The following is a 23700-nucleotide window of genomic DNA, read 5'->3' on the forward strand; positions in this document are numbered from 1 at the left end:
CGGGAGGTGCACGTGGCGGAAAGCGCCCCGAAGAAGCGAAAGTCGGCAAAGGCGATCCAGGCCCGGAAGGCTGCGGCCGAACTGGCGGCACAGTTCCAGGCCGCCGAGGCGACGCGCCTGGACATCGCCGCGCAGCGCATGCTGCTCGATCAGCAGATCACCGAGTTTGAGGAAGAGACAGAGCGCCAGGTCGCGGCGCTCCGGGCGCGGCGCGAGAAGCTGACCGCACAGAAGCGCGCTACGGCGGAACGGCTCGTGGTCAAGCTGCTGGAAACCGGCGTGAACCAGGCTGAGGCTGCGCAGCGCCTCGGGATCACGGTGGACCAGGTGCGCACGGCCAAGGCCAACGTCGACCGACGGGTCCTGGCTGCGGTGGCTGCCGAGCAGCAGTCCGCCGAGGATGCCGGCGGGGCGGATTCCGCCTCGACCGATGCTGGCGCCGGCGACGCTGCGGGGGCCGGTTCGGCTACCCTTCCGCAGCAGCAGAACGGACAGCAGGATTCGGCGGCCGCGGGTGTGACCCAACCGCCAGGATCGGCGGTCTGAGAGCAGAACGCGGAACGGCTCCACCTCGAACTGAGGTGGAGCCGTTCCGCGTTGCGGGCTATCGGGTAGCTGCCCAGGCGGCGTACTCCTGCCGGATGTACGCCCGGAGATCCTCGGCCGGGCTGTCGACGGTGACGTCCGCGAGGAAGAGCGGGCCGGCGGCCGACTGGTGCTCGTCGTCGTGGCGGGCCAGCTTCCGCGCGGCGCTGATCAGATCCTGCGCGGCCTTCCCGTCCGCCGGCGAGACGGCAAGGCTGCTGCGGTCCGCCAGGGCGGCGCGGCGCAGCAGCCGCTCCCGGATCGGTAGCTGGCTCATCGTGCGGACCAGGTCCTCGTGCTCCTCCTGGAGCGGCGGGGCCTGCCGGTAGGCGTCGGGGGTCATGCGGTCCTCTCCGTTCCGGTATCACGGGCCTGGGCCAGGGTGCGCAGTGCGGTGCGCTCGCTGATGTCGAACCGCTGCCGGATGTCGTTGATGGTGACCTTCCCACGCTCGCCGCGGTCCGCGGCGTCGAGCCACTGGCGTACCTCGTCGGCGCGCTGCTGGGCGGTGCCGCGCCGGTCGGCTCCGCGCTGGTCGCCGGCCTCCTTGCGGGCCTCGACGTCGCGTCGGCTCCACCGGGGCCCGGGTGGGAGGTAGCCGTCGGTGGCGTACGCGCGCACGGTGGCCGGGTCGATGCCGAGGATGGCGCCTGCTTCGCGGTCGTTGAGCTGGTCGTCGGGGTGCGGCTTCGCGGTCTTCTCGGTGGGGGCCGGCGGGATCGGCTCGCCGGCGTAGTAGGCGGCCACCTGGGCGGCGTCATACAGCTTGAGCCGCTCACTGGGATTGACCGGCTTCAAAGCCCTGCGGAATGCAGGCGCCTCGTTCCGGCGCCAGGTGGTCAGCGCCATGCCCTGCTCGTCAGCAACTTCAGCTTCGCTCTTCACGGCGCGGCCCTCGGGAATCACGCTCGTACTCCTCGCTGTTGGGTGGGCCGGCCTCTGCGGCCGAACCCTTGGATGTGACGGGTAGGCTGTGCAGCAACATCCCCTCCTCGGAGGTGATGGGGTGGGCCGGTGGACGCTGCCCTCGCCTCCCTCGGGAGTCGGGGAACCACCGGCCCGTTTCTCGTCTTCGGCCAGCTAGGCCGCGATTGCGAATTCGCCGGTGCGGGCCATGGCGGCGAGACGTGCCTTCTGTCGGCCGATTCCGCGGCCGGCGAGTGGTGTGGCGGCCTGCGGCCATACGACCTGTGCGCGGGCGGTGTACTTGGCTCCGGCCAGGATCGTCACCTGGGGTGCGTCGTGGATACCCATGGCGCGTGCCTGCTGCCGGAGTTCGGCGCCGGTGATCGCCCCGGGGTCGTCCATCGTCATGTCGTACGGGTCGATCTCCTCGTCCAGGGGCACCAGCCCGTACTTGGCGCTGAGCACCAGGACCGTTCCGCCGTCGGCGGCCAGGGCCTCCGCGGCCTTGCGGCATGCCCGGTGATACGGGCCGGTGTAGAGGTCTCGTGCTGCCGCTCGGCGGGTCAGCTTGGCACCGGAGCAGGGCACGATGACCAGAGGGCCGGCGAGCGCCTCCTCTGTCGTGTTCTCCGGCTCCTCCTCGAACAGCGTGAGCTGGTCGGCGTCCTGGGGCTTGGCGGGCTGCTGCGGCTCCGATGCGGCCGGCTGGCTCGGAGTGTCGGCCGGCTCCATGGCTTGGCCGAACGCCAGATGCTCGGCGAGCGTCCACTGGCGCCAGTAGCGGTACCGGCTCGGGGCGTCGCGATCGATCGGCGCCCACTCGTGGGCGCAGTAGTCCACGCGCATCTCCGCCAGCGGCGTACGCAGCGTGCGCCGGGATCCCCGCGGCCGCCACGTCACGCAACGGCGGCCAATCCGGACGATGGTGCCACGGGAACCGTTCTTGCGACGCCACTGCTTGGACATGTCGCGGTACTCGACCCGGGTGCCGGGGCCGAGGATGCCGGGGCCGGCCCAGCTGATGTCGGTCTGCTCGAATTCTCGCTTCGACGCAGGGGCCTCCGCCTCTGCGGCCGCGGTCTGCTGGGTCTCCGGGTCGGCGACCGGGGCCGGGGCTTCGGACGGGCGGCGGTTGGGGTCATCGACAACCGGGAACTCGCACGCGGCGTCTTCGTCGTCGGCCTCGATGGCGGCACGCTTGCTGTGCTCGTCCACCACCGTCCACCGGCCGGTGACGGAGTAGCCGCGCTGCTCAGCGAAACCGATGGCCACCTCGGGACTGGCCTGCGCACCGCCAGCGAAGCAAGCGGGGCTCCGACCCGGGTAGACGTCGCGCTCCGTACCGCACGCGCAAGCCAGGTGATATCCCAGCTGGCGGGTGATCTCGTGGGTGGTGACGTACGCCCAGACCATCCGGTGGTCGCACTCGGCCGGCTCGACGGGGGCCGGCTCCGGCTCCGGCTGGAACCGCTGCTCGATCTCCCGGGTGCGCTCCTTCTCCGCCGCGATGGCGGCCAGGCGCTCGGCCAGCTCGGCGTCCCGTCGCGCTTCCTCGTCCCCACCGATCAGCGGCCGCAGGTTGGTGGACTCGAACCGCTTCTCGACCGGCTCCGGCTGGGCGGCGTACCACGCTCGCAGGGCGGCGCGGCCGTCGCGGGTCGGGATGACCGACCAGTCGCTCTCCCACAGCTGCAGGAACCCTGCCTCGATGAGGGCCTCGACGCGGGCCTTGGCGACGGTGCGGCCGCGGCCGGCGCGCGGGTCGTCCATGTCCTTCTTGAAGTAGGCCGCGCCGTCGTAGTGGAGCCAGTCCATGTCGGCCCAGTGCACCGCGTCCGCCTGGGCCTGGGTCCACTGGAGCGCGCCGGCCTGGATGGCGCGCCGGGGCGCGTCCATCACGTCCTGGCGCTGGCGCTCGTGCTGCTGGGCGTGGAACTCGGCCTCGCGCAGAGCGTTCAGGCGGGCGTCGTCGGGGTGGTCGGCGGAGCGCTCGGCAACGGCGATCGGCGCGCCGCCCCCTCCGCACCACAGGCAGAACACGGCCCAGCGGGTGTCCCGCAGGTTCCGGCTCTGGATGGTGACCTGGTGGGGGAGGTTCGAGGTCTGGATCACGGGGGTCTCCTCGGTGGGGTGGTGGGGTGTCGGTTCGGGCGCCGCCCCGTTCCGACATGACATATATTACCGCAACTAGAACCAGAACGCAAGGAAAACCCCTGTTCAGGGGTTGTTTTCCGCTCCGTTCGCGATGCGTTCGGGCCTCGGATTCCCGGGGCCCGAACGCGGGTCTCGCCTACCGTGCGGGCTGGTTCAGCAGGAAGTGCGCCACCACCGTGGCAACCTCCTTCGCGGCGCGTTCCATCTGGCTGGCGACGCACCGCAGATACTCGACCCTGGCCGTGCCGCGCTCGGGCCGGCCGGTGGTGGCGCTGTGGCGGTAGCCGCGCATCACCTCTGCCACGAACGGCAGGAACTCCTCGTCGAGGTGGTCACACACCGAGTCGGGCACCAGGCCGTCCAGGCATGCGTCGTCCAGGCGTCGCGCACCGTCGAGCGTGCGGCGGTGCGCGTCCGCGATGCGCCCGTGCAGCGCCTCTACCTCGGTGCGGCGGGCCTCGATCTCGGCCGCGATCTCGGCGTGGACGCGGGCCATCTCGGCTTCGCGCTGCGCGATCCGCTCGAAAACCTCGGGGTCGACGGTGGCGACGTGTTCCCGGATCGCCGTCACCACCTCGCCGTAGGTGCCGGCCACCTCTCGGCCGGCCACCTCGACGAACCATGACGGTCCGCCGGGGATCAACTCGCCGGTGTTGCTGAACTCTCCGGACGGCCGGCACTTCGCGGGGAAGCGGTGCCCTTCACAGACCAGGGTGGACAGCGTCGCGTTGCGAACGGTGGGGTCCTTGCGTGCCAGCTGCTCGCCGACGTGGAGCTTGGACAGGTCGCCGGCGTACGCGGGGAAGAGCTGGAGCTGGTTCATGGGGGCCTCCCTGGTTGAGGTGGTGGTGGGGTGTCGGTTCGGGCGCTGCCCCGTTCCAACATGACATACATTACAGCAACTAGAACCATGCGGTCAAGGGAAATCCCCTGCTCAGGGGCTATTTCCACGCTCCGATTCGGCGACTGACGGGGCCTCGGTTCTCGCCGGACCGGATCCGGTCGCGCTGGGCTCCCGGGCCGGGTCGCCGACCGGTGGCGGGGCCCGGACCTCCCGGACCCCGCCGACCGCGGGCTACCGCGCGGGCACGCTCAGCAGGAAGTGGGCGACGGTCCGGGCGATCTCGTCTGCGGCGCATTCCATGCCCGCGGCCAGGGCGCGCAGGAACTGGATCCTGACGGTGCAGCAGTCCAGGGAGCGGGGCGTCTGCCGGTATCGCCGGATCCCCTCCTCGACCCAGCGGGCGTGTGCGCTGACGCGGCGCCATTCCGCCTCGGGCAGCAGGTCGCCCGTGAACGCGTCCAGCGCGCGGGTGGCGCCGTCAGCTGCGCGCCGGTGGGCGACCTCGATGCGGTGGCGCAGGGATGCCACCTCGGTGCGCCGAGCCTCGGCCTGGGCGGCGACGCGGCGCTGGGTGCGGGCGACGATGAAGGCGACGACGGCGCGCACGCAGGCGGCGGTGTCGTCGGCGATGGGTGCGCCGTAGGTTCCGAGGTGGATGGTCTCCAGGACCTCGGGCTCCGCGGGGTTGGGCAGGTGGACCGCCCACCAGGGGCTGATGTGCTCGGCGACGGTGTGGTGGGCGCTGCAGTCTGCGTCAGCCACGTGGATGGCGCTACCGTCGCCGAGGTCGATCACGACGGCGGAGTATCCGACGTCGGTGAACTTGTGGCGTGCGGCGTATCCGGCGTCACGCAGGGCGCCGATCATGAGGTCGGCAACACAACGGTCGGTCATGGTCGTACTCCTCGATGTCGAGTGACGGGGTGTCGGTCCGGGCGCTGCCCCGTTCCGACATGACATACATTACCGCAACTAGAACCATCGAGCAAGCGAAAAGCCCAGGTCAGGGCGCGTTTTTGGCGAATCCGGCCCGCGCTGAGCGGAGCGCCCCCACGGTCTGCGCCACATCGCGGCAGCAGCTGCTCCCCCTCAGCCCCTACGGGCCGTTGGGTCTCCTCACGCGCCTGCATCCGTGACGGTGGGAGTACGGCGCCCGACCCCTGTACGGCCCGACTGGACGGCAACGGGGGCCGGCCCCTCCCCCTCCCTCTCCGTAGCCGGCCGTCTTTTGGCACCCAGGAACCGCCGCAGTCGCCGACGAGAGGCGGCCACGCGTGCCATGTGACCGTGGGCGCCCCTCGACGGGTCGAGGCGGTCAGAACAGCGGGAGTTGGGCGGCGCTGGGGTCGCTCGCCTCGACGGCGGCCAGGTAGGCGTCGGCGTCGTACCCACCCGCCAGGGCCTGGTGTACGAGCGGGCGCGGGTCGCCGTCGCGCATTGCGGCGGCAAGCGCCGGCAGGTCGAGCCCGTCGCGGAGGGCGGCCTGGATCGCCTGCGCCCGGCCCAGCGGTCCTCGGGTATCGGCCCGGCCCTGGTGGGCGCGGCCGGCGCTGCGGCCCTGCGCGGCCATCTGCGCCAGGTTGGCCCGCTGCGACGCGCCGGCCAGGTGCTCCAGGCACACGCACAGCGACTCGTTGCACGCGTGCGCTATGACGCTCGACGCCGGCAGCGGGTCGGGGCCTACCGCCTGCTCGTAGAGCCACCGGTGGACGCGGACCGTACGCTCCCGGCCCTCGGAGGTGATGACGGCCTTGGCGTAGCCGTCGCTCGTCAGCGCACCCGTCCAGTAGCGGCATCCGTGCGGCACCAGGATGCTGCGGGCCTTCACGTACGACAGAGCACGCTCGGCTGGGCTCACTACGCTCCCTCCCCCGATGCTGTGCCACCGGCGCGCCGTGCGCGCCGGTGGCTCCTGCTACCCGCCGAGGGGGAGTTGCGTGTGGACTTCCCACTCGTACATCCGCCGGTCCCGGTGCAGGACGATCAGCTCGACCTGGTCCACGTGGACAGTGGCCGGCTCGGTCGTCACGGTACCGAGGGCCGCGTGCACGGGAGCGGCTGGCCCGTCGGCGCTGCTGTAGGCGATGGTGATGTGCGGGCCGAACCCGTCAGCGGGCTCGGGGACGGTCTCCCAGACGCTGCCGATGGCGTCGCGCAGCACGGTCCGGACCGCGGCCGGCGGGCCGCTGGGCGCGGCCTCCCAGCGGATCGCCTCGGGGGTGACCTCGGGGCGGTGCACCGTCAGATCGAACGGGGGGACGGCGGCGAGACGATGCTGGGCGGCGGTGAGGATGCCGCGGAGATCGCCCTCCGGGACGCGGTCGACGAAGTTGAGCCCCTGCGTGGTCAGGTGGAGGGACTCGTCGGGCACCAGGTCCAGGCCGTCGACATCGGCCAGGGCGCGCCGGTAGTCGGCGGCCAGGCGGTGCAGGCCGTTCGCCTGCCGGAAGGTGAAGTGGAAGGTGTAGAAGCGGCTGCCCGGGCCCCATCCGGGCCTCCACCACCAGTGGTTGGCCATACGGTCGGTGAGTGTCATGGGCCGCATCCCATCAGTCACCCACCCCTCCGGCCAGAGCGCCCGGCGCGCCTGGCGGCAGGGCGAAGCGGCGGGGCGCCGATTCGAGACACCAGTGCTCGACCGCTGCTTGCAGGTGACTCGTTGCCCGCCCGTCCGCCATCGGGGATCGTGCGACGTCGCCGGCGAACTCCCGCAGCCGCGTCGCCACGGGGGCCAGCCGCTGCTCGGGCGCCAGGGCGAGCACGGGCTGAAGGGCCTCCAGCGCCCCCTCGGGTTGTCCGAGGGCGACGTGCGCGGAAGCGAGGGTGATGCGCATCTGGGCCTCCGTGCCGTAGGCGCGGCGGGTGGGCAGGGCCAGGGCGGCGGCCGCCTCGTCCCGTGCCGTTGCTGCGCCGCCGGTGCGCAGCTGTACGCCGGTCGTGTAGTTGACGCGCCGGAAGTCGTCGCAGCTGAACAGTCCGCCGATGTCGTCGTCCGGGCCGTGCTGCGCGGCGCGGGCCTCGTCCACGCGGGTCAGCGCCTCCTGGGCTTCACCCGTGGCCCCAAGCCTCGCCCAGACATCCGCCTCCTGGCAGGCCAGGAGCACCCCCACAGTGCCCGGCGGGCGGTGGGAGGCTCCCCGGCGGGCATGGGTGACGGCCTCGCGCATCCGGCCGTCCCACAAAGCCACCTTCGCCCGCGTGGACAGCGTCCAGGCGCGCAATCCGTCGTGGTCGGCCAACTCGGCGCACAGCCACGCGGTGCGGCCGTGGGTATCAGCCTGGTGAGGCTCTCCCAGGTCCGAGCTGATCCACGCCAGCAGTCCGCACAGATAGCCGGCCAGCACGTACAGCTCGCGAGTCTGCCGTGGGTGCTGGTGCCCCTCCAGCAGCGCGAACACCTTGTCGCGCAGGGTCCTGGCCGAGGTGAAGACGCGAAGCGGTGGATCCGCCGCGAGGTAGGCGCGGGCCAGGGAACGGGTGTTGGCCAGCAGCTGCTCGCACGCCAGGTCACCGACGTTGGTGGACTCCGCCCACATCGCCCAGGCCGCCGACTCGTCCGCGGCGGCCGCCGCCAGGGCGGCGCCCTGCGGTTCCGCCGCCGACGGTGGCGGGGCGAGCGTCGACGCCGGCGGCGCCGGCGCGGGCGCGGGCGCGGGCCGGTGCTCCAGCACCTGCAGATCGGCCGGCGGAAGCGCACGGCGGTCGTCGTAGTCGAGCAGATCGGCGACGTCGCACCCGTACAGCTCGGCCAGCATCACCAGCACTTGCGGAGAAGGCTTCCGGCCTGAGGGGGCCGGCCACTTCTCCCACTTCGCAACCAGCGATGCGTCCGCGGCAACCTCCACCCCACGGCGGGAACCCCCGAGGTCGCTAAGGCGGTCCGCGGCAGCCTGCAGCGTCAGGCCGTGCGCATGCCGCCACGCCTCACGCGGCCGCATCCGAAACCGCGTCCTCATCTCCATGCTGATCTGCGCCAGCTCACAGCCGGCCTCCGTCATCTCCTGCCGGAGCCGATCCCGGTCGCGTTTCGCGCCGGTCGGATGTGGGGCCATTTCCGCTCCTCGACGGTGTTCCTGCCCCTCACGGTAGAGCGGCGCCGGACCACGAACGCGTCAACTGGACGCTTTACACGGGCCCTTGGCGACCACGCCTGCCGCACGCATCGGCGTTGCCGCAGGTGGCGCCACCCGGCAGCGTCCACATTTTTTGGACTCCAGCGCCCGCGACAAGGACGGCGCGCCTTGGAACTGTGGAGTCCCAATCCTTCCTGTCGTCTCGGGGACGACAGTTCGCCGCTCGCATGAAGGGGCCGTCATGACACGCCCGACCAGCAACAACGCACAACGCGACGGCTATCTGGAGGGTTCGGCCGCGGCCTCGGACCTCGCGGCCGCGCTGGCCCGGCTGGACATCGTCCTGCCCTCGCTGCGCGGCACCGTCATGTTCAACGGTCGCGGCTTCGTGGAGCTGGGTGGCTGCAGCGCAGATCTGGCGTCCCGGCTGGCGCAGGGCATCGACGCCGCTGTCGATGCTCTGGAGGCATCAAGGGCGGGGGCGGGGCAGTGACCGTCGTGTACGACCCTGACGGCCGTCTCGACGCGGACCTCGGCCTGCCTCTGGACCGCGCGCCGCACATGCGGCTGGTGCAGGCCGCGATCGCCTGGTCCGGCCCCGCCACCCTCCAGCCCCGCGACTACGACCAGATCGCCCTCCAGCTGACCGGGCACGGCTGGGCGGTGGCGGCCGAAGTCCGGCGCTACTGCGCCGGCCTGCCGCCGCACGCCGAGGCGCGCGTCCTGGCCGAGGTGGTGCTGGAGGAATCAGACCGGCGCCTGGCACAGCCTCGCCTGGGTACCGCCCGGTGCGTGCAGATGCGCGCCCGACAGGTCCGCTCCCTCTACGAGCGACTCGACCGGCTGCAGGCCGCCCGGCCGGCTGCCGCACCACCCCCCTGACCGCCTGCAGCTTCCCCCGTAGCTCAGGCGAATGAAGCCCCGGCGCTCCGTACTCCATCGCGGAACGCCGGGGCTTCACCATGTCCCCGGACGTCACCGTGGGCGGCCTTCCGCCCACCACCATGTCAGCGGTTCACTGACGCCAGCGTTCGGTGCGTCGCCGACGCGCTCAATGCCGTCGGCTCGCCGCTGAACCAGTTCCGCGGCGGCCTCCGGGAATCGGAGGCCCGCGCCCTCGTGCAGCTCGGACACGATGGCGCCCGCGACGGCGGGCAGGCCCTGACGCACCGCGGTCGAAAGTGCGGCAATGGCGCTGTCATCCACCGCGGGCACCCCGATAGCGGCTGCGGCGGTCTCGTACTGCTGGCGGGTGTACGGGCCGACACCGACCGCTGAATCGGCGGCCGCCAGGGCGGCGGCCTCGCTTGTGTTCCGCGGTTCGCTCATCGCGTCACTCCTCAACTGCTGCCGGCCGGGCGTCGGGCGCGCCCCTGGCGGTGGTCCAGCATGCCGTAGACGCCCCGCGAGTGACGTCAGCGTTCCGCTGACATGGGAACGCAAAAAGGCGGGCCCCGTCCGGAGACAGGGCCCGCCTTGGTGTTCTTCTCAGTGCACGATGCGGACCGCGGTAACGGTCAGCACGGCCGAGGAGACGTAATAGACCACGAAGGTGTCGGCCACCGTCACCTCGCGGTAATCGGGGTCGTCAGCCTTGAGCTGGACGGAACCGTGCCCGTACGGGTCGTTGCCCAACGTGTTGTCCATGGCCCGCTCGAACCCGGCGCGGGTCTCCGGCGCCATGGCCTTGCGGGACGCCTCGGCCTGGGGGGCGTACTGGATGCGGTAGCGGCTCACGCCACCCCCGTACGGTGCTCGTCGTCCTGCGGCACGCAGCCGGAGAAGTCGCCGGCCTTCAGCCGGGCCACAACCGCATCGTCCTCGTCCTCGGCCTCCTTGGGCAGTGCCCAGCGGGCAAGCACACGGTGCAGATCGTGGACCGGCGTGCTGCGCACCTCGGCGTCGAACGCTGCGACGTCGGCCTCGTCGAGGGTGGCCTGGATGCCGTCTATGGTCGCCGGAATCTCCACCGGCCGGCCATCGACGTACGTGGTCCAGGTCGCCGTCGTGATGTCGCTCATGCTCGCCTCCTCGGCTCTGCGTTCCACCGTAGCGCCGGGAGCGGTCACCGCTCGCCCCTGCGCGTGGTCTCACCGAAAGCAACGAACCGCTGAAGATCGCGTTCGATGGCCGGCTTTCCGGCGGTCGTCGCGGTGATCACGCGGTCGAGGAAGCGCTCGGCGGCAGCCGCCTGGGCGGCGGTGAGGTCGATCCGCCCGTCCGGGCCTGCGGCGGTCACGGCCTGGAGCAGCGTCTCGACATCCGCGTCCCGCTCCATCTGCAGCACGGCCAGCGCGCGGGCCAGGCGGTCGGTGACCTGCTGGGCGGTCTCCGGCTGACGGTCGTAGGACTCGCTGCCGTACTCCTCGCCGGCGTCCGTGAGCAGATTGCACAGGTCGAGGTAGCCCTGCTCCCGCGCCACGGCCTTGCGGCAGTCGCCGAGCATCGCGGCCAGGACGTCGAAGTCGGCCTGGTCGACGGGTACGACGTACAGCGGGGTTTGCTCGTAGCCGTCGGGGCCGTAAACGCGGTTGCGGCCCTTGGCCTCCTCGCCGCTGCGCATGGCGTGCCACTCGTTGCGCAGCCCCACGGGCAGGGCGGTGAAGATGTTGTTCCAGGCGGCGCGTGCCTTCTCGCCGTCGAGGCCAGGCGGCAGTCTCCAGGCGTCCTCGTCGCCGGCGCGGGCGGCCCGGGTGGTCTCTTCGAGCCACATCAGCAGCGGCTCCTCCAGTGAGAACAGATCGCTGAGGAAGTTCTCGTCGGCGGGCAGCAGACGCTGCGCGCTGGTGTCGTTCATCGTCGGTGCGCTCCTAAGGTTGAGCGGGGGACGAGACCGATTCGCGCGGTCTCGTCCCCCGCCATCATTCCGCGCGGCACTGTCAGCCGTGCGAGGTTCCGCGGCGCTGGCCGCAGCGCGGGAAGCGGGCCGCCAGGCCCTTGTCGCTCACTTCCGCCGCCTCGTGCGCGGCTCGGCCATGCACGTCGTGACCACGGCGGCACCAACGTTGATGGCCCGGTGCAGGGCCTGGTCAAGCTCCATCAGGGCCGTCCCCGGCCCGGACAGCTCCGCGGTCACGGATCCGTCCTCGGCGACTCGGGCCGCTGTGCAGTGCTCGATGTAGCCCAACTTGCCGGTCTTCTTGGCGAGCCAGAGAAGAGGCGCGCGCCTGTCGATGACGGCGTGGGTCACGGCGTTGATCACCGTGCCGGCCAGGAGCGCGCGACCGGGGAGGCGGTAGCCCAGGGCACGGGTCGCCGCGATCGTTCCCGCGAGCTGCCCGGCGGTGTACGACGCGACGTGCCGTGCCACGCTGCGGCGGCCTAAGGCGCTCTCGGTCATGGTCGGCCAGCCGGCGCGGTCTTCGGACTCCTCACCGACGGGGGTGCCGTCCCGGTAGACCATGCGGTCGCCCTTGAGGTCCTTGCGTGATGCGTCCTGGCTGCGCTGCCCCCACTGATCCCACAAGGGGTGGAGTTCACCGAAAACGGCGATCAGCGCGCCGAGAAGGGCAAGCCGTTCGAATTCGCGCCTCATCGAGTCGCCTCCGTCCGTGCCGGCCGGGGGGCCGGGGAGGTCGGCAGGATGGGGCGGTCGATGTGGCGGTGGGTGATCTGGACGGGGATACCCTCGGCGCGCAGCCGGTCGCCGATCTCCTCAGAGATCGCGACTGACCGGTGGCGGCCACCTTGGCAATGGACGTGGACCTCGATGTGCCCGCTGGTTCCGAGGCGCTGCCGGATCCGGTCGATGGCCTGGTCGACGAGCCGCGGGGCGCCGGGGGTAGCCATCACGTAGGTCCGTACGGACTCGTCGCGGCCGGTAAGGCGTGTGAGCTGCTGGCGCACGGCCGGGTCTTCCGGCGGGTTGCGCAGCGGCCGGGTGTCGACGACGACGGCGGGCAGGGTCGTCGGGGCGTCGTGGTGGCCGAGGCCGTACGAGGTGATCACGACCGTGCTGGTCGTTGCGGAAGTACGGGCCGGGCGGGACATGGGAGCTCCTGATTCGGGTGTGGAGTTGGTGGTCACCGGTCAGTCCTCCGCGGTGGCGTGGTCGCCGGCGGGCAGGGCTTGGACGGCGTAGACCGGCAGTCCGCCGAGTTCGCGCAGTGCGCGCTCGCGGCCGAGGCGGACCTGGAGGCGGCGCAGCAGCTGTCGGCCCTCCTCGGCGAGCTTCGAGGAGCCCAGCAGATGGTCGCGCACGCGCCTGACCGCGTCACCGAACTGCTCGACCTCTTCGGCCCGGATCGGGATGCTGGCGGGCGGCACGTCCCCGGCCAGGACGCTCGCCGCGCCGAGACGCTGGTAGAGCTGGGAAACGAACTCCTCTGTTCGGTAGGGGTCACGCGACGACGCGGCGAGCATGACGCGCTCGATGATCTCCACCTCGGCGGGGGATGCGGGGGCGGTCAGCGGCGGCTCGGCCGGCGCCGGGGCCGGCCGCGGTGCGGGCGCCGGGTGGGGCCGGGGCGGGGTGTGGGTGGAGTCGGGGGCGGTGTGGGTGCGGCGGAAGATCGCCATGGTGGGCGGAATCCCTTTCCTGTGTGTGGAGTTGGGGTCAGAGCCAGCGGAAGGCGTCGCGGACGTCGCCGGCGGCGGCGCTGAGGTTGTCGGCGTTCAGCCGGTCGTCGGCGTCGTACGGGTCGTCCATGGCGTCCGTGACGGCCGTGCTGGCGGCGTCCAGGACCTCGGCGAACGCGGTGTGCACGCCCGCCTTCTTGAGAGCGTCGACCACGTCGTAGTGGTCGGCGCCGCGGCGCTTGATGGCGTCGGCCAGCAGGTTCAGCGCGGCGGCCGCGGCCGGGGCGAGATAGACCAGCTCACCGTCGGCGCCGGTGCCGGCCCGGTCGGCGGCGGACTCGATTCCGGTGATCTGGGCCAGTTCTGCGGACGGTTCCATGTGTTCTCCGATCTGTTCGGACGGCGGGCTCACCGGTGGTTGTTGATGGAGCCCTTGGACCACCAGCCGTTGTTGTTCACGGTCTGGTGGACGGTCTGGTTGGTGGTGCCGGCGGTGGCGCGGCCGGCACCGAACATGAAGCGCAGGAAGAGGACCACGGCGGCGATGGAGCCGCCGCCGATCCCTAGCGCCCAGGCTGCGGTCATCAGTCCCTCGGAGTGGTCGGCGATCAGGCCGGCGCCGTAGCCGATGCCGGCCCCGGCGGCGCCTACCCCTATCCCGCCGGCGGCAGCGACTAGCGCGGCGCCCTTGGCCCGGCCGGAGACGCGGGTCTCGACCGGTGCGGCCGCCGGCTGCTGTGCGGCGGGCTGCTGGGCGAGTTGGGCGGCGGCGATGAGCGCCGCCAGCTGCTCGGGCGGGACGACGACGCCGAGCTGGGCGCCGTCGCCGGGTGCGGGGGCGAGCGGGGCCTGGACGGTCGGGCGCGGGGCGGTCCAGGGCTGGTCGGCCCGCGCAAGGGCGGTGATGTGCTCGGGGGTGGTGTCCACCGGGTCCTCCGGGGGCCGGGGCGGGCGGTCGTCGACCGCCCGCGCGTTGGTCACGTTCTGTTGCCGTACTGGGTAGTGGGTAGTGGGTACCGGGTAGTGGGGCCCCAGTAAAAGTGCTGGTAGAGGGCCGTTTTGGGGCTCTGGGGGCTTGTGCTGGGTAGTGGGGTGGACCCCACTACCCAGTACTCAGTAGCCGCGTGTGACTACTCGGCGTGGTCGGGGTGGATGAACACCGACTGCGGCCCGTTCTCGCGGTAGACCAACTCCCCGCGGGCGACGGCCTCCTGGAGGGCGGTGCGGACCGTCTTGCGGTCGCGCTTGACCAGTCCCGCGATGGCGCCGACCTTCAGCCCGGCCGCGCCGGCCGACTCGATGGCGTCGACGGCCGTGGGCAGCCACTCCGGGCCGACCGCGGGCGGCGCCGGCTCCGGCTCGGCGGGACCGGCGTCCTTGGCCTGCGGCTCCTGCGGCTCGGGGGCCTTGTCCTTGTAGGACAGGTTCAGCGACCGGCGGCGGCCGCCGTCCTGCTCGCCGTCGTCCCCGCGGCCGGCGTCGTCGTCGCCGGCGTTCGGGGTGGTGCCGCTGCGGTCGGGCTCCTCGGTGCTGCCGTACGTCCGGTCGATCTCCGCCATCAGCTTGGCGGCCAGGGCGTCGGGGTCCTCCTGGGCCCGGCGCTGGTAGGACAGGCCCAGGGACTTGCTGCGGCGGGAGGACTCGGGCGCCTCGGGCTGGTCGACAACGGCGGTCGCCGTCTGGGCCGTTGCGGCTTCCTCCTCGTCCTGCCCGCCCTGGCCGTTGCGCACGGCCACGGCCGCGGCGACCAGCCACCCGGCGCGCTCCTGGCTCCACCGCTCGGTGTAGTCGGTGCCGCCCAGCTCGACCGAGATCTGGTCGAGGGTGCTGCGGTAGGCGTTGGTGGCCAGCACCGCGCGCCGCACCATCGACGGCATGGTCTTCCAGCCCTTGAACTCGGTCGGGGCGAAGCCGTCCGCGCCGCTGTCGCCAATGACGCCGGCGCCCTTGGCGTTGAGCTGGGAGGCGTCGATCTTCACGCGCGGGAAGACCTTGGCCAGGTTGTGGCCCGAGTTCTCCCCGCTGGTGAGCGCGACGGAGACCGGGGAGAACCGTTTGACGACGGTGTCACCGATGGTGCTGACGTTGCCGTCCACGGCGGTCAGTACGGCGCGTGCTCCCATGGCACGGGTGGTGCGCATGACCTCCTTGACCAGGCCGGCCAACTCGCGTTTCTTCGGCTCGCGGCGGTTGTTGGCGTGGGCCAGGGCCTCGGCGCCCTCGTCCATCACGACCATGATCATCGGAACGTCGGCGCTGACCGGCAGCAGCGTGGTGTCGTGCTGCCGCATCAGCTTCTGGTAGCGCACCTGCCGACCCTTGTTGATCCGGATAACGGCCTTCAGCATCCGGATCGCCTCGTCGACGGTGGCGGCCAGCCAGTCGACGCCCGGGTTGGTGCCGGCGGGCGCCACGTCGTCCGGGTCGTCCGGCTCGATCAGTCCCTGGGCCTCCAGCCACGGCGTCACCCACGGAATGCCGATAGCGCCCTGCTTGAGGTCGATCACCCAGGTCAGCACGTCGGTGCAGCGGGCGAACCCAGCAAGGATGGCGTCCAGGAACGTGCTCTTGCCCGATCCGGGCGGGCCGAGCACCAGCGCGCACGCCTCGCGCAGGAACACCCGGATCTCCTCGCCGTTGGGCCGCAGGCCCCACGGGATGCCGGTCAGGATGGACAAGGGGCTGTAGTCCTCCGGGTAGAGGCGCTCCTCGCGCATGATGTTCTTCGTCATCACGTCGAGGACGACCAGGCCCTGCGCCTGGCCCTCCTCGACGTGGACGGTGCAGCCCAGCGGCAGCCGGGCATCGGCGGCCAGGGCCCGGGAGCGGGCGTTGACGCGGTCCCAGGTCACCCCGGCCCCGGGGAGCTCCGCCTCGATGCTGAAGCCGGCGCCGGACGGCCAGTGTTCGACGGCGACCACCTTGACGGCGACCCCGGTGACCCTCCTGATCCGCTCCTGCCACTCGGTGGCCAGCTCCCGACGGGAGCGGTCCAGCTGGGCGGCGGCCGCCTTGGCCTCGGCGGAGAACCGCTCTTCTTCGGCGACTTCCTCCCAGGCCGCGGTGTGCGACGCGGCGGCCCAGGTGCCCACGCCGATCGCGGTGAGCGTCCCGGCGGCCGCCCAGGACAGCGGCCCATGTGCCATGGCCCAGGTCGTCCAGCCTCCGGCCACCAGCCAGGACGCGGCGCGCGAGACCATCGAGCGGACGGTGAGCTTGCGGTGGACGCTGTGGCCGATGCCGTGGCCGATGGCGCCGGCCGCGCCGATCACCAGCGGCCAGCCGTCCGGCATGCCGGCCGCGGTGCCCAGCATCGCCACCGCGGCCGCGCCGGTCGTCGCCGACAGGGCCCCGGTGATCGGCCCGTGCCCTCGGGCCCAGTCCAGCGGCGGCAGCCGGCTGTCGGTGCCGGCCTTCTTCTTCGTGTTCTTGAGATTGAGGTGCTTGGGGCTGCGGCGCTCTCGGGGGATCGTGTCTGTCACCTGGGTCTCCGATCGGGAAGGCCGTGGTTGAGGGGAACCCGGCAAAATTGCCGGGTTCCCCTCAACCACGGGCCAGGAAGAGGGCCGGGCCCACACACCAGCGGTGTGCGGACCCGGAACGGGACGGCGGGCGGGCTAGTTGTTGGTGGTGTCCCAGCCTTCTTCGGCGTTGTTGCGCGGCTCCTCGTGGCGCCGGATGTCCTGCTCGTGCACGGCGCGGAAGGTCTTGAACGCTTCCTCGGCCTCGTCGATCGCGTGCTGCAGGGCCTTGTAGATGGCCTCCATGGCTTCGCCGACTTCCGGTTCCAGCGGGAACTCGTCGTCGGACTTCTGGGCGAGGATGGCGAAGGTGTTGGCCACCGACTCCAGCGCGGCCGGGAACCCCTGGATGGTGTCGTGGACGTGCATCATGCCGTCGGGGTCGTAGCTCTGCGCTGCCGCTTCCATGTCGGCGGCGGACTCGTTGAAGAGGAAGCCGGGGCCGGCGGTGGTGGACATGCTGGTGGAACCTCCTGTGCTCGCGCCGCTGTGGGCGTTGTGGTTTCTCGGTGCGCGGCGAACCGTCGCGGCGATCGGCTCGTCGTCCTGGTCGTCGGCGGCGGCTTCAACCGCCGCGTCGTACTCGTCTCGGATCCGGCTGTCGCGGGTTCGCCGGGCCCGGTCCGCGGCGGCGGCCAGTCGGCGGTAGATGCGGGGGCCGGGGTACTGCAGCCACTTCCAGCCCAGCCACACGCCCAGCGGGTGGCTGACCAGGCCGATGGCGAAGAACGGCAGGGAGATGCCGACCGCAAGGGCCTTGCGGGCGTAGCAGCGCAGTGCCGAGGTGGTCAGCCGGCGCCACATCCGGGCCCGGGCCCGGGCCCGCTTGCGCAGGGCCTTGATCCGGCCCAGGCGGCGGTGTGTCCGCTCGTCCTTCGCGCGGCGGGCCGCCTCGCGGGCCTGGCGCTTGGCTTGGCGGGCCCGCTCACGCATCGTCAGCTTCTCGGCGCCGTCCTTGCGGCTGGCCTTCTTGTCCTTCTTGGCCTTGTCCTTCGTGTCCTTCGTCTGCGGCCCGCGGCCGCCGGTCTTGTCGGGCTTCGGGGACTTCTTCAGGTTCAGGCTCTTGCCACCGGATGCTCCGGCGCCCTTGGGGCCCTTGCCCTTGGCGGCCTTCTTCTCGGCCTTGCGCGCCGCCTTGGCCGCGCGCCGGGCGTCGGCCAGGCGCCGGGTGTCGGCGGTGTCCTTGGCGCGCTGCTGGGCGCGGGTGGGGGCGGCGGCCTTGCGGTCGTCCCGGGCGGCCTTGACCGCGCCCAGCTTGCCCTTGGGCTTGGTCGGCTGGCCGGGCCGCTGCTTGGCGGCCTGGCCCGCGGCCCGCATCGCTCGCGCGCCGCTCTTGCCGGGGCCGGCCGCTCCCGTACGGGAGTTGCTGCCGCCCCGGGGCCGGGGAAGGGCACCGCCGGCCTTCCCGCCGCTTCGGGCGGCTCCGCCCGAAGCGGCGCCCGTACGGCCCGCGGCTTTGCCGGCCTTCCCACCGGCGGCCGTCGCCTTCTGCGTGGCCGAACGGCGCTTGAGGGCGGCCGCCCCCATCGCGGTGGCGGCGAGACCCGCGGCCGCCAGACCGGTGGGCACGGCCCCGGCGGCCACTACGGCGGCGGACACCGCCGCCACCGTGGAGTTGGCGCCGATGACCGTCAACGGCACGGCGGGGATGCCGCCGGGCACGTGCGGGGTCGGGGTTGCCGACCGTACGGCCGGCGCCTCGGGGTCGAACTCCGGCTCGACGTCGGTGTCGAGGCCCCCGTCCAGGTCCTCCTCGACGTCCGTGTCGAGATCGAGGTCTTCGGTGGTCGTGCTCACTGGTCAACCTCCTTTCGGTGGGGCAGGGCCGGGAGCGGCCAGAAGTCGGCGGGCGCGGCCTCGACGGGCTGGGCGCAGGCCGGGCACGGCTGCCACGGCCGGCCCTTGAGTTGGGCCTGGGTTTGCAGGAACCACTCCCGGGTGACGCCCTCGACGCCGATGCCGATGAACGTGGCGGCCATGAGCGTCAGGCCGAGGCTGGATCCGGTGGGCCCCTGCACCAGGTGCGGGAGAGCGGAGTTGAGGTCGCCGTGGACGTACAGGCCGGCAACGGCCCCGGCGGCGAGCGGGGTGAATACGGACAGGGCGCTGAGGGCTTCGGCCGCCAGGAAGCGGACGGCGCGAACGAATCGAGCGGACATGAGTCCTCCGGGGAAGGGCCCGGGACGCGCACCGGCTACGGGTGCGGGCGCGTCCCGGGCAGAGAGGGAAGCGGGGCGGTCAGCGCCGGCCGGGCCGGACGATGCCGTGCTCGGCGAGTGCCTCGGCGAGGAACTTGCGGGCCGTTCCCGGCCTGCATCCCAGCGCCTTCGCGGTCTTGCGCGCGGACGGTTCCCGCATCAGGTCCCCACCGGCCGCGGCGACTTCGGCGACCAGCTGGCGGACCGTTTCCAGGCGGTCGTCGGCGACGCTCTCCTTGACCTCCGAAACCGGGTCCTGCCCTTGCGGGAAGCGGGTTGTAGCGTCCTCGGCAACCGCTTCCTCGGCGGGGCGGGACGCACCCAGCGGATGCACCGGCACGCGGTGTGCGACCCAGGTTCCGTCCGGCCCGGGAACCGCCAGGGCGACCGGGAGGAACGGTGCGGGGATCACCTCGGGCGCATCGGCGGACGCGTCCTCGTCGACCGTTTCCGCCGGGGCCTCGTCTGCCGCCGGAACCACCTCGGGGACTGGCGCATCGCGGAACAGGAAGCGCCTGCGGCCGTCCCAACCCTCGGCCAGCGACCGGAGGTACGCGGCACGGCGGCCGCGCCGGATCTCCTTGATCGACGGCTCGCCGGGACCGGCCCCGTGGACCCTCGTCCACGTCTGCCGGTACGCCTCGGCCATCGGCACCCCGGTGCTGTCGGAGATGCGGCGGGCGCGCCGGACCAGGATCGGGTGACGGCGCCTGATCCTGCGCCACCGGGCCACGTCCTCGGCGGTGCGCCCGGAGACGGCCGTCCTCTTGGAACGCATCACGACCCACCACAGGATCACCGCGCCGAGCGACGCCACCGCGTACGCGCCCGCCCGGTACACACCGGCCGGTGTGCTGTCCTCAATCAGGTGGCCCGACGCGTTCACCGCGGCCGCCACGATCGCGGTGGCCCAGGTGGCCCGCATCAGCCCCTGGCTTGGGCGCTTGGCCTCGATCGCCTGCCCTGTCAGGCCAGCGAACGTCAGCGTCATGCCCTCGGTCATGACTGGCACGCCACCGGCCGCCCAGCCCATGCCCAGGTGCGCGGCTGCACCAGCCTGGCCGCTCCAGCCGACCACCATGGACACCAGCACCACCGGCAGGCCCCACAGCGGCATGTGCGCCGCGAGACGCGACTGGACAGCGATGGTGCGGGCCTGCCAGGCCGCCCGGCGGTCCTTGCGGCTCTTGGCTGCCGCCTTCTTCCGCTCCGCCCGCGCCTGGGCCTTGGCGCGGCGCCGCTGCTCCTTCAGCTGCTGCGCGTGCTCAGCGTTGCGCCGTCGCTCCTCGTGCTCCTGGCGCCGGTCTTCCCGCCGCTCGGCGCGCTCGTCCCTGTTGTCGCGGCGCCGCTCCTCCCGTCGGGAGGTCGGCAGCGGGGTCGATCCGAACGGCGGCTCGGGCGACGGTGTTCCGTTGGTGGGCGGTGCTTCGGTGCTGTACGTCGTCACCGGGTCTCCTTTCGAATCAAGGGGGGCGGGTTGAAGGGGAGGTGCGCGGCCGCGACGGCCCGCAGCGCGGCGCGGTAGGCGCGGCGCAGCGGCCGGCCCCGGCGGGCCCGGGTCACGCGCCGGGCCGGTCGGGCAACGCCCATGTCCAGCAGCACCAGGCACGACTCAATGTCGGCCGGCGTCCAGTCGGCCCGGACGCCACGGCGCAGGATCGGGAACATCACGCCGTCACCGCCTTCGCGGACTCGCTGGCGGCCTCCGTCAGCCGGCGCTCCAGCTCGCGGCGGATCAGGACGTACGCGTGCTGGGCAGGCAGGCCCTTGTCGTAAGCGGCCTGCCCGGCACCCAGCAGCGCGTCCTCCGGGGCCTCGACCAGCGCGCCCTTGCACGTCTCGCAGTTCTCGTTGAGGTGGAGGATCAGCAGCGACCAGTTGCTGACGTCGCAGGTAAACAGCGTCTTGTTGTCCGCGTGGCAGTAGCGATCGGCCAGCTCCTGGAAGTGCGGCGGGCGCTCCGTCTCCGCCAGCCGGTGGGTGCTGACGATCCAGCCGACCCGGGGGTCCTTGTCCGCCGGGACCGGCCGCCAGGGCCCGTCGCCGATCGTCGGGTCGGCCTTGCGCGCGGCATCCTCGGCGGCCGGGCGGGCGCGGTAGACGCCGTGGGCCTTTCCGTCGCGGACCAGGACCTCCACCGGCGCCTCCGCGGCGGTGAAGTAGAAGTCGATGACGTCCTGGAGCATCTGCTCGACCTTCCGCAGCTCGGCCAACTCCTCGTGGGTCCGCATCAGGCCGGCAGCCAGCTCGTCCGCGCGCTTCTCCTCGACGTCGCGCTCGCGCTCCAGCTTGGCGGCCTGGGCCTGGACCAGGAGGGCGCGGGCGTCGAAGTCCTTCAGCAGCTGGTTGCGTTCGCCCAACATGCGGGCGAGTCGCAGCTGGACGGCCAAAACGCGGGCCTCGGCGTGGTCACGCTGGCCGGTGATCTCGGCCAGCCGGCGCTTGGTGATGAACCGGATCATGCGGAGTACCCCCTGAAGGTGCCCGACCGCGGCCGGGTGAAGTAGCGGTAGGCGAGACGGACGACGACGCGGCCGAGAAGTCCGGCGGCCGCGATGGCGGCCGCGGCCTTCACCAGCGCGACCAGCGCGGTGACGATGGCGACCAGCGCGGGCTCCAGCACCAGGCCGGCCCCGAAGGCCAGGCCCAGCAGCGCGGCGATCAGTGCGACCAGCGCCGCCGAGTGCAGCTCGTCGGCGCGCTGCAGCAACTCGCGCCCGATGTGGGTGAGTTCGGTAAGCGTCATCACCGCACCGCCATCGCCTGGCCGTGGCGGCGCAGGTCCGCCTCCGCCTGCTGGCGGGCTTCCTCGGCGCGCTTGACGGCCTCGGCGGTCTCGGCGGCTTCCCTGGCCGCCTGCTCCTGGGCGTTCATGCCGCCACCGCCTGGAACAGCGACTCGTCCTCGTAGCCGCGGCGGTTGTCCTCGTCCTCGATGTCGTCGAGGACAGAGCCCGTGGCCAGCTGGGCGATGGCGTGCGGGACGTCGGCGAAACCAGCGTCGGCCATGTCGCGCAGGGCCTCGGCGCGGGCGTACTCCTCGGTGAAGCACAGCAGCAGCGCCTCGCGCCGCTGCTGACCGGTCAGGTTCTCGGGGATCTCGTACTCGGCGCCCAGGACCAGGTCGACGTCGAGCCGGAGTCCGGTCGACAGTCCGATCAGGGCGTCGCGATCGGCGCTCCCTCGCGGGATTCGCCTGATGATCACAGGGTCAGTCATGATGTGCATGCGGATCAACTCCTGTGAAGAGTTCTTGGTCCGTGCGCACCCCCGGCACATATGGCGTCTCCAGCGCCGTGTCGGGGGTCGCGCCGTACTTGGCGCTGTGCCGGTCTTTGCCTTCCGTCAGCTCGCTCTACGGCGTCTGACCGTCACCCATCCGCCCTTCTCGGCGCGGTAGGGCAGGCCCACGGGTTACCGGCCGTTCCCTGCGTATTCAGTTCTCAAGGCGATCGAGCTGTCCGCCGGCCGTGCCCCGAAGGGCCGGTTCCAGGGGCGCATTTACGGCATGGCCATGCCGTTAAGCACGTAGATCGAGGTGCTTTAAACCTAGGTTTTTTGCGCCTCGGGGAAGATGACACCATGCCGGGAAGGGGATGTCAATAACCCTAGGTTTTTTGCTGTTTCGCCTGGACATGGAGGCGCGGAGAGGGTTAAAACCTAGGTCTGTTCTAGTCTGGTGGTGACGCCACGAACTGAGGAGAAACGCATCCCGATGACTGAGCCCCGAGCCACCAAGTGGCGACAGCTCGCCGCAGAGCTGCGCGCCGCGATTCTGGACGGGACCTACCCGCCCGGATCGACACTGCCGCAGCTCAAGGCGTACGCGAGCGAACTCGGCATCCACCACGAGACCGTTCGCAGCGCGTACAAGGAACTGGAGAGGGAGGGGCTCGTCCGGACGATCCAACGCCGCGGTTCCGTCGTGCTGGAGCCACCAGTGCGTCGCCGCATCACGCGCGGAGTGACGGTCACCCGTGACCCCGCACGGGGATACGTATTCCCTGCTGCAGCACGCCCGGACGAGCCATGGGAGGCCCACGGGCGCCCGTTCCGCAAGGTGCTGCCTGCGCCGGCCGAGGTGACGGACCAGTTCGGCCTCGACCCCGGCGCCGAGGTGCTGCGCCGGCGGCGCGTCACCAGCCCCGTCGGTGAACCGCCCTTCCAGCTCGTCGATACCTGGATCAGCCCGGCCGCTGTCGAGGACGCTCCGAAGGTCGCCGAAGCGTCGCCTGGGCCCGGCGGCTACCTTGACCGGCTCGAAGAGGCAGGCCACGGCCCGATCGGCTGGGAGGAAACTTCCCGTGTTCGGATGCCAGACGCCGAAGAGGCGAAGCTCCTGGAGATCGCGAAGTCCATCCCGGTGCTGGAGTCCGTGATCGTCGGCACTTCAGCCCGCACCGCCAAACCGATCGAGGTGACGATCCGAGTGATCCCGGGCGATCGAGTCGAGCTGGCGGGAAAACTCCAGCGGGGTGAGTCGGCTCAGTGGCCCGTCACCCCTGTCGAGATCCCCCCGAAGGCCAGCTAGCGCCTGCCCGCATTTGTCACCTTTGGGAACGGGCTTCGTCGCTCGACACACCCGAAATTCACGCGGGCACGGCACAGGTCGCGCAAGGGGGGATGATGACCCGCAACACACGAACAGGCCCCCAGCGGGGGCCTGTCGATCGCGTCGCCGGTTGTGGTGGTCGGCTCCGTGATCAAGCACCTGACAAGGAGGTGCCTGTGATGGTCAGCAGGCTACGCGCACCCACCGGCAGCAGCTGGACCACGCTCGGCGACACGCCGCCCACTTCACGCGCCGCGGACGGTGGCGTGTCTATGCCTCAGCCTCCGTGACATGACGATGGCCGGCCCTGCGCCAACAGGACCGGCCATCAAATCGACTCGCTCGCCCTC

The 23700-nt window shown here is 71.9% G+C and carries 30 protein-coding genes; 4 read left to right on the top strand and 26 right to left on the bottom strand.

Translation table 11 applies throughout. From position 1 onward, the window contains the following. Window positions 1-12 precede the first annotated feature (12 nt). A complete protein-coding gene (locus ACZ5XZ_RS35490) occupies window positions 13-546 on the top strand; it encodes a hypothetical protein (protein WP_468985925.1) in 534 nt (177 codons plus the stop codon). A gap of 58 nt (window positions 547-604) precedes the next feature. On the opposite strand, the gene ACZ5XZ_RS35495 is transcribed toward ACZ5XZ_RS35490, so the two are convergent. From ACZ5XZ_RS35495 to ACZ5XZ_RS35530, 8 genes are all read right to left on the bottom strand, one after another. Further along, entirely contained in the window at window positions 605-928 is a 324-nt protein-coding gene (locus ACZ5XZ_RS35495) for a hypothetical protein (RefSeq protein ID WP_468985927.1), read from the bottom strand. After that, the gene (locus ACZ5XZ_RS35500) at window positions 925-1491 is read right to left on the bottom strand and encodes a hypothetical protein (protein WP_468985928.1); all 567 of its coding nucleotides are present in this window, start codon (window positions 1489-1491) and stop codon (window positions 925-927) included. Before ACZ5XZ_RS35500 ends, ACZ5XZ_RS35495 begins: the two co-directional genes overlap by 4 nt. Before the next feature lie 174 nt (window positions 1492-1665). Then, complete coding sequence (locus ACZ5XZ_RS35505; protein WP_468985931.1) at window positions 1666-3603, bottom strand: DUF6884 domain-containing protein; 1938 nt, start codon at window positions 3601-3603, stop codon at window positions 1666-1668. Between the two features lie 178 nt (window positions 3604-3781). Further along, on the bottom strand, window positions 3782-4468 hold the full coding sequence (locus ACZ5XZ_RS35510) for a hypothetical protein (protein ID WP_468985933.1): 687 nt from the start codon (window positions 4466-4468) through the stop codon (window positions 3782-3784). A gap of 252 nt (window positions 4469-4720) precedes the next feature. Further along, complete coding sequence (locus tag ACZ5XZ_RS35515) at window positions 4721-5383, bottom strand: hypothetical protein (RefSeq protein ID WP_468985936.1); 663 nt, start codon at window positions 5381-5383, stop codon at window positions 4721-4723. Window positions 5384-5804: 421 nt separating this feature from the next. Beyond that, window positions 5805-6347, bottom strand: a complete 543-nt coding sequence (locus ACZ5XZ_RS35520; RefSeq protein WP_468985938.1) for an HNH endonuclease — start codon at window positions 6345-6347, stop codon at window positions 5805-5807. A 57-nt stretch (window positions 6348-6404) separates the two neighbouring features. After that, entirely contained in the window at window positions 6405-7025 is a 621-nt protein-coding gene (locus tag ACZ5XZ_RS35525; RefSeq protein WP_468985940.1) for a 2'-5' RNA ligase family protein, read from the bottom strand. A 13-nt stretch (window positions 7026-7038) separates the two neighbouring features. Then, window positions 7039-8244 (bottom strand): XRE family transcriptional regulator, encoded by a 1206-nt coding sequence (locus ACZ5XZ_RS35530; RefSeq protein WP_468986006.1) that lies wholly within the window; start codon window positions 8242-8244, stop codon window positions 7039-7041. Between the two features lie 559 nt (window positions 8245-8803). Between ACZ5XZ_RS35530 and ACZ5XZ_RS35535 the strand changes: the two genes are divergently transcribed. Together ACZ5XZ_RS35535 and ACZ5XZ_RS35540 are read left to right on the top strand one after the other, a co-directional pair. Beyond that, window positions 8804-9055, top strand: a complete 252-nt coding sequence (locus tag ACZ5XZ_RS35535) for a hypothetical protein (protein WP_468985942.1) — start codon at window positions 8804-8806, stop codon at window positions 9053-9055. 5 nt (window positions 9056-9060) lie between these two features. Next, on the top strand, window positions 9061-9444 hold the full coding sequence (locus ACZ5XZ_RS35540; protein WP_468985945.1) for a DUF6415 family natural product biosynthesis protein: 384 nt from the start codon (window positions 9061-9063) through the stop codon (window positions 9442-9444). A 93-nt stretch (window positions 9445-9537) separates the two neighbouring features. Here the strand turns inward: ACZ5XZ_RS35540 and ACZ5XZ_RS35545 are convergent, their stop codons facing one another. The 18 genes from ACZ5XZ_RS35545 to ACZ5XZ_RS35630 form a co-directional block, all read right to left on the bottom strand. Continuing rightward, window positions 9538-9891 carry a hypothetical protein gene (locus ACZ5XZ_RS35545; protein WP_468985947.1) on the bottom strand — a complete coding sequence of 118 codons (354 nt, stop codon included), beginning with the start codon at window positions 9889-9891 and terminating at the stop codon, window positions 9538-9540. Window positions 9892-10050: 159 nt separating this feature from the next. Beyond that, a complete protein-coding gene (locus tag ACZ5XZ_RS35550; protein WP_468985950.1) occupies window positions 10051-10299 on the bottom strand; it encodes a type II toxin-antitoxin system RelE family toxin in 249 nt (82 codons plus the stop codon). Beyond that, window positions 10296-10583, bottom strand: a complete 288-nt coding sequence (locus ACZ5XZ_RS35555; RefSeq protein WP_468985953.1) for a hypothetical protein — start codon at window positions 10581-10583, stop codon at window positions 10296-10298. The genes ACZ5XZ_RS35550 and ACZ5XZ_RS35555 overlap by 4 nt, the downstream gene beginning before the upstream one ends. A gap of 44 nt (window positions 10584-10627) precedes the next feature. After that, window positions 10628-11359 carry a hypothetical protein gene (locus tag ACZ5XZ_RS35560; RefSeq protein WP_468985955.1) on the bottom strand — a complete coding sequence of 244 codons (732 nt, stop codon included), beginning with the start codon at window positions 11357-11359 and terminating at the stop codon, window positions 10628-10630. 147 nt (window positions 11360-11506) lie between these two features. Next, on the bottom strand, window positions 11507-12097 hold the full coding sequence (locus ACZ5XZ_RS35565) for a hypothetical protein (RefSeq protein WP_468985957.1): 591 nt from the start codon (window positions 12095-12097) through the stop codon (window positions 11507-11509). Continuing rightward, complete coding sequence (locus ACZ5XZ_RS35570; RefSeq protein ID WP_468985959.1) at window positions 12094-12552, bottom strand: RapZ C-terminal domain-containing protein; 459 nt, start codon at window positions 12550-12552, stop codon at window positions 12094-12096. The genes ACZ5XZ_RS35565 and ACZ5XZ_RS35570 overlap by 4 nt, the downstream gene beginning before the upstream one ends. A gap of 39 nt (window positions 12553-12591) precedes the next feature. Beyond that, window positions 12592-13080 carry a hypothetical protein gene (locus ACZ5XZ_RS35575; RefSeq protein ID WP_468985960.1) on the bottom strand — a complete coding sequence of 163 codons (489 nt, stop codon included), beginning with the start codon at window positions 13078-13080 and terminating at the stop codon, window positions 12592-12594. A gap of 37 nt (window positions 13081-13117) precedes the next feature. Then, window positions 13118-13459, bottom strand: coding sequence for a hypothetical protein (locus ACZ5XZ_RS35580; RefSeq protein ID WP_468985962.1), 342 nt, complete (start codon window positions 13457-13459; stop codon window positions 13118-13120). A 29-nt stretch (window positions 13460-13488) separates the two neighbouring features. Next, window positions 13489-14061 (bottom strand): hypothetical protein, encoded by a 573-nt coding sequence (locus ACZ5XZ_RS35585; protein ID WP_468985965.1) that lies wholly within the window; start codon window positions 14059-14061, stop codon window positions 13489-13491. A gap of 149 nt (window positions 14062-14210) precedes the next feature. Next, window positions 14211-16562, bottom strand: coding sequence for a P-loop NTPase family protein (locus ACZ5XZ_RS35590; RefSeq protein WP_468985967.1), 2352 nt, complete (start codon window positions 16560-16562; stop codon window positions 14211-14213). 135 nt (window positions 16563-16697) lie between these two features. Next, window positions 16698-18398 carry a hypothetical protein gene (locus ACZ5XZ_RS35595; RefSeq protein WP_468985968.1) on the bottom strand — a complete coding sequence of 567 codons (1701 nt, stop codon included), beginning with the start codon at window positions 18396-18398 and terminating at the stop codon, window positions 16698-16700. Beyond that, the gene (locus tag ACZ5XZ_RS35600; RefSeq protein ID WP_468985971.1) at window positions 18395-18760 is read right to left on the bottom strand and encodes a hypothetical protein; all 366 of its coding nucleotides are present in this window, start codon (window positions 18758-18760) and stop codon (window positions 18395-18397) included. Before ACZ5XZ_RS35600 ends, ACZ5XZ_RS35595 begins: the two co-directional genes overlap by 4 nt. A gap of 79 nt (window positions 18761-18839) precedes the next feature. Next, complete coding sequence (locus tag ACZ5XZ_RS35605) at window positions 18840-20246, bottom strand: hypothetical protein (protein WP_468985973.1); 1407 nt, start codon at window positions 20244-20246, stop codon at window positions 18840-18842. Continuing rightward, window positions 20243-20470: a hypothetical protein gene (locus ACZ5XZ_RS35610; protein WP_468985976.1), complete on the bottom strand. Its 228-nt coding sequence runs from the start codon at window positions 20468-20470 to the stop codon at window positions 20243-20245. Before ACZ5XZ_RS35610 ends, ACZ5XZ_RS35605 begins: the two co-directional genes overlap by 4 nt. Further along, window positions 20467-21261, bottom strand: coding sequence for a hypothetical protein (locus tag ACZ5XZ_RS35615; RefSeq protein ID WP_468985977.1), 795 nt, complete (start codon window positions 21259-21261; stop codon window positions 20467-20469). Before ACZ5XZ_RS35615 ends, ACZ5XZ_RS35610 begins: the two co-directional genes overlap by 4 nt. Beyond that, window positions 21258-21545 (bottom strand): hypothetical protein, encoded by a 288-nt coding sequence (locus tag ACZ5XZ_RS35620; RefSeq protein ID WP_468985979.1) that lies wholly within the window; start codon window positions 21543-21545, stop codon window positions 21258-21260. The genes ACZ5XZ_RS35615 and ACZ5XZ_RS35620 overlap by 4 nt, the downstream gene beginning before the upstream one ends. Then, window positions 21545-21673 (bottom strand): hypothetical protein, encoded by a 129-nt coding sequence (locus ACZ5XZ_RS35625; protein ID WP_468985982.1) that lies wholly within the window; start codon window positions 21671-21673, stop codon window positions 21545-21547. The genes ACZ5XZ_RS35620 and ACZ5XZ_RS35625 overlap by 1 nt, the downstream gene beginning before the upstream one ends. Beyond that, entirely contained in the window at window positions 21670-22017 is a 348-nt protein-coding gene (locus ACZ5XZ_RS35630; RefSeq protein ID WP_468985984.1) for a hypothetical protein, read from the bottom strand. Before ACZ5XZ_RS35630 ends, ACZ5XZ_RS35625 begins: the two co-directional genes overlap by 4 nt. Before the next feature lie 460 nt (window positions 22018-22477). Between ACZ5XZ_RS35630 and ACZ5XZ_RS35635 the strand changes: the two genes are divergently transcribed. Next, complete coding sequence (locus ACZ5XZ_RS35635) at window positions 22478-23329, top strand: GntR family transcriptional regulator (protein ID WP_468985987.1); 852 nt, start codon at window positions 22478-22480, stop codon at window positions 23327-23329. Window positions 23330-23700: the final 371 nt, after the last annotated feature.

It is taken from the genome of Streptomyces sp. NPDC033270, assembly GCF_055576575.1.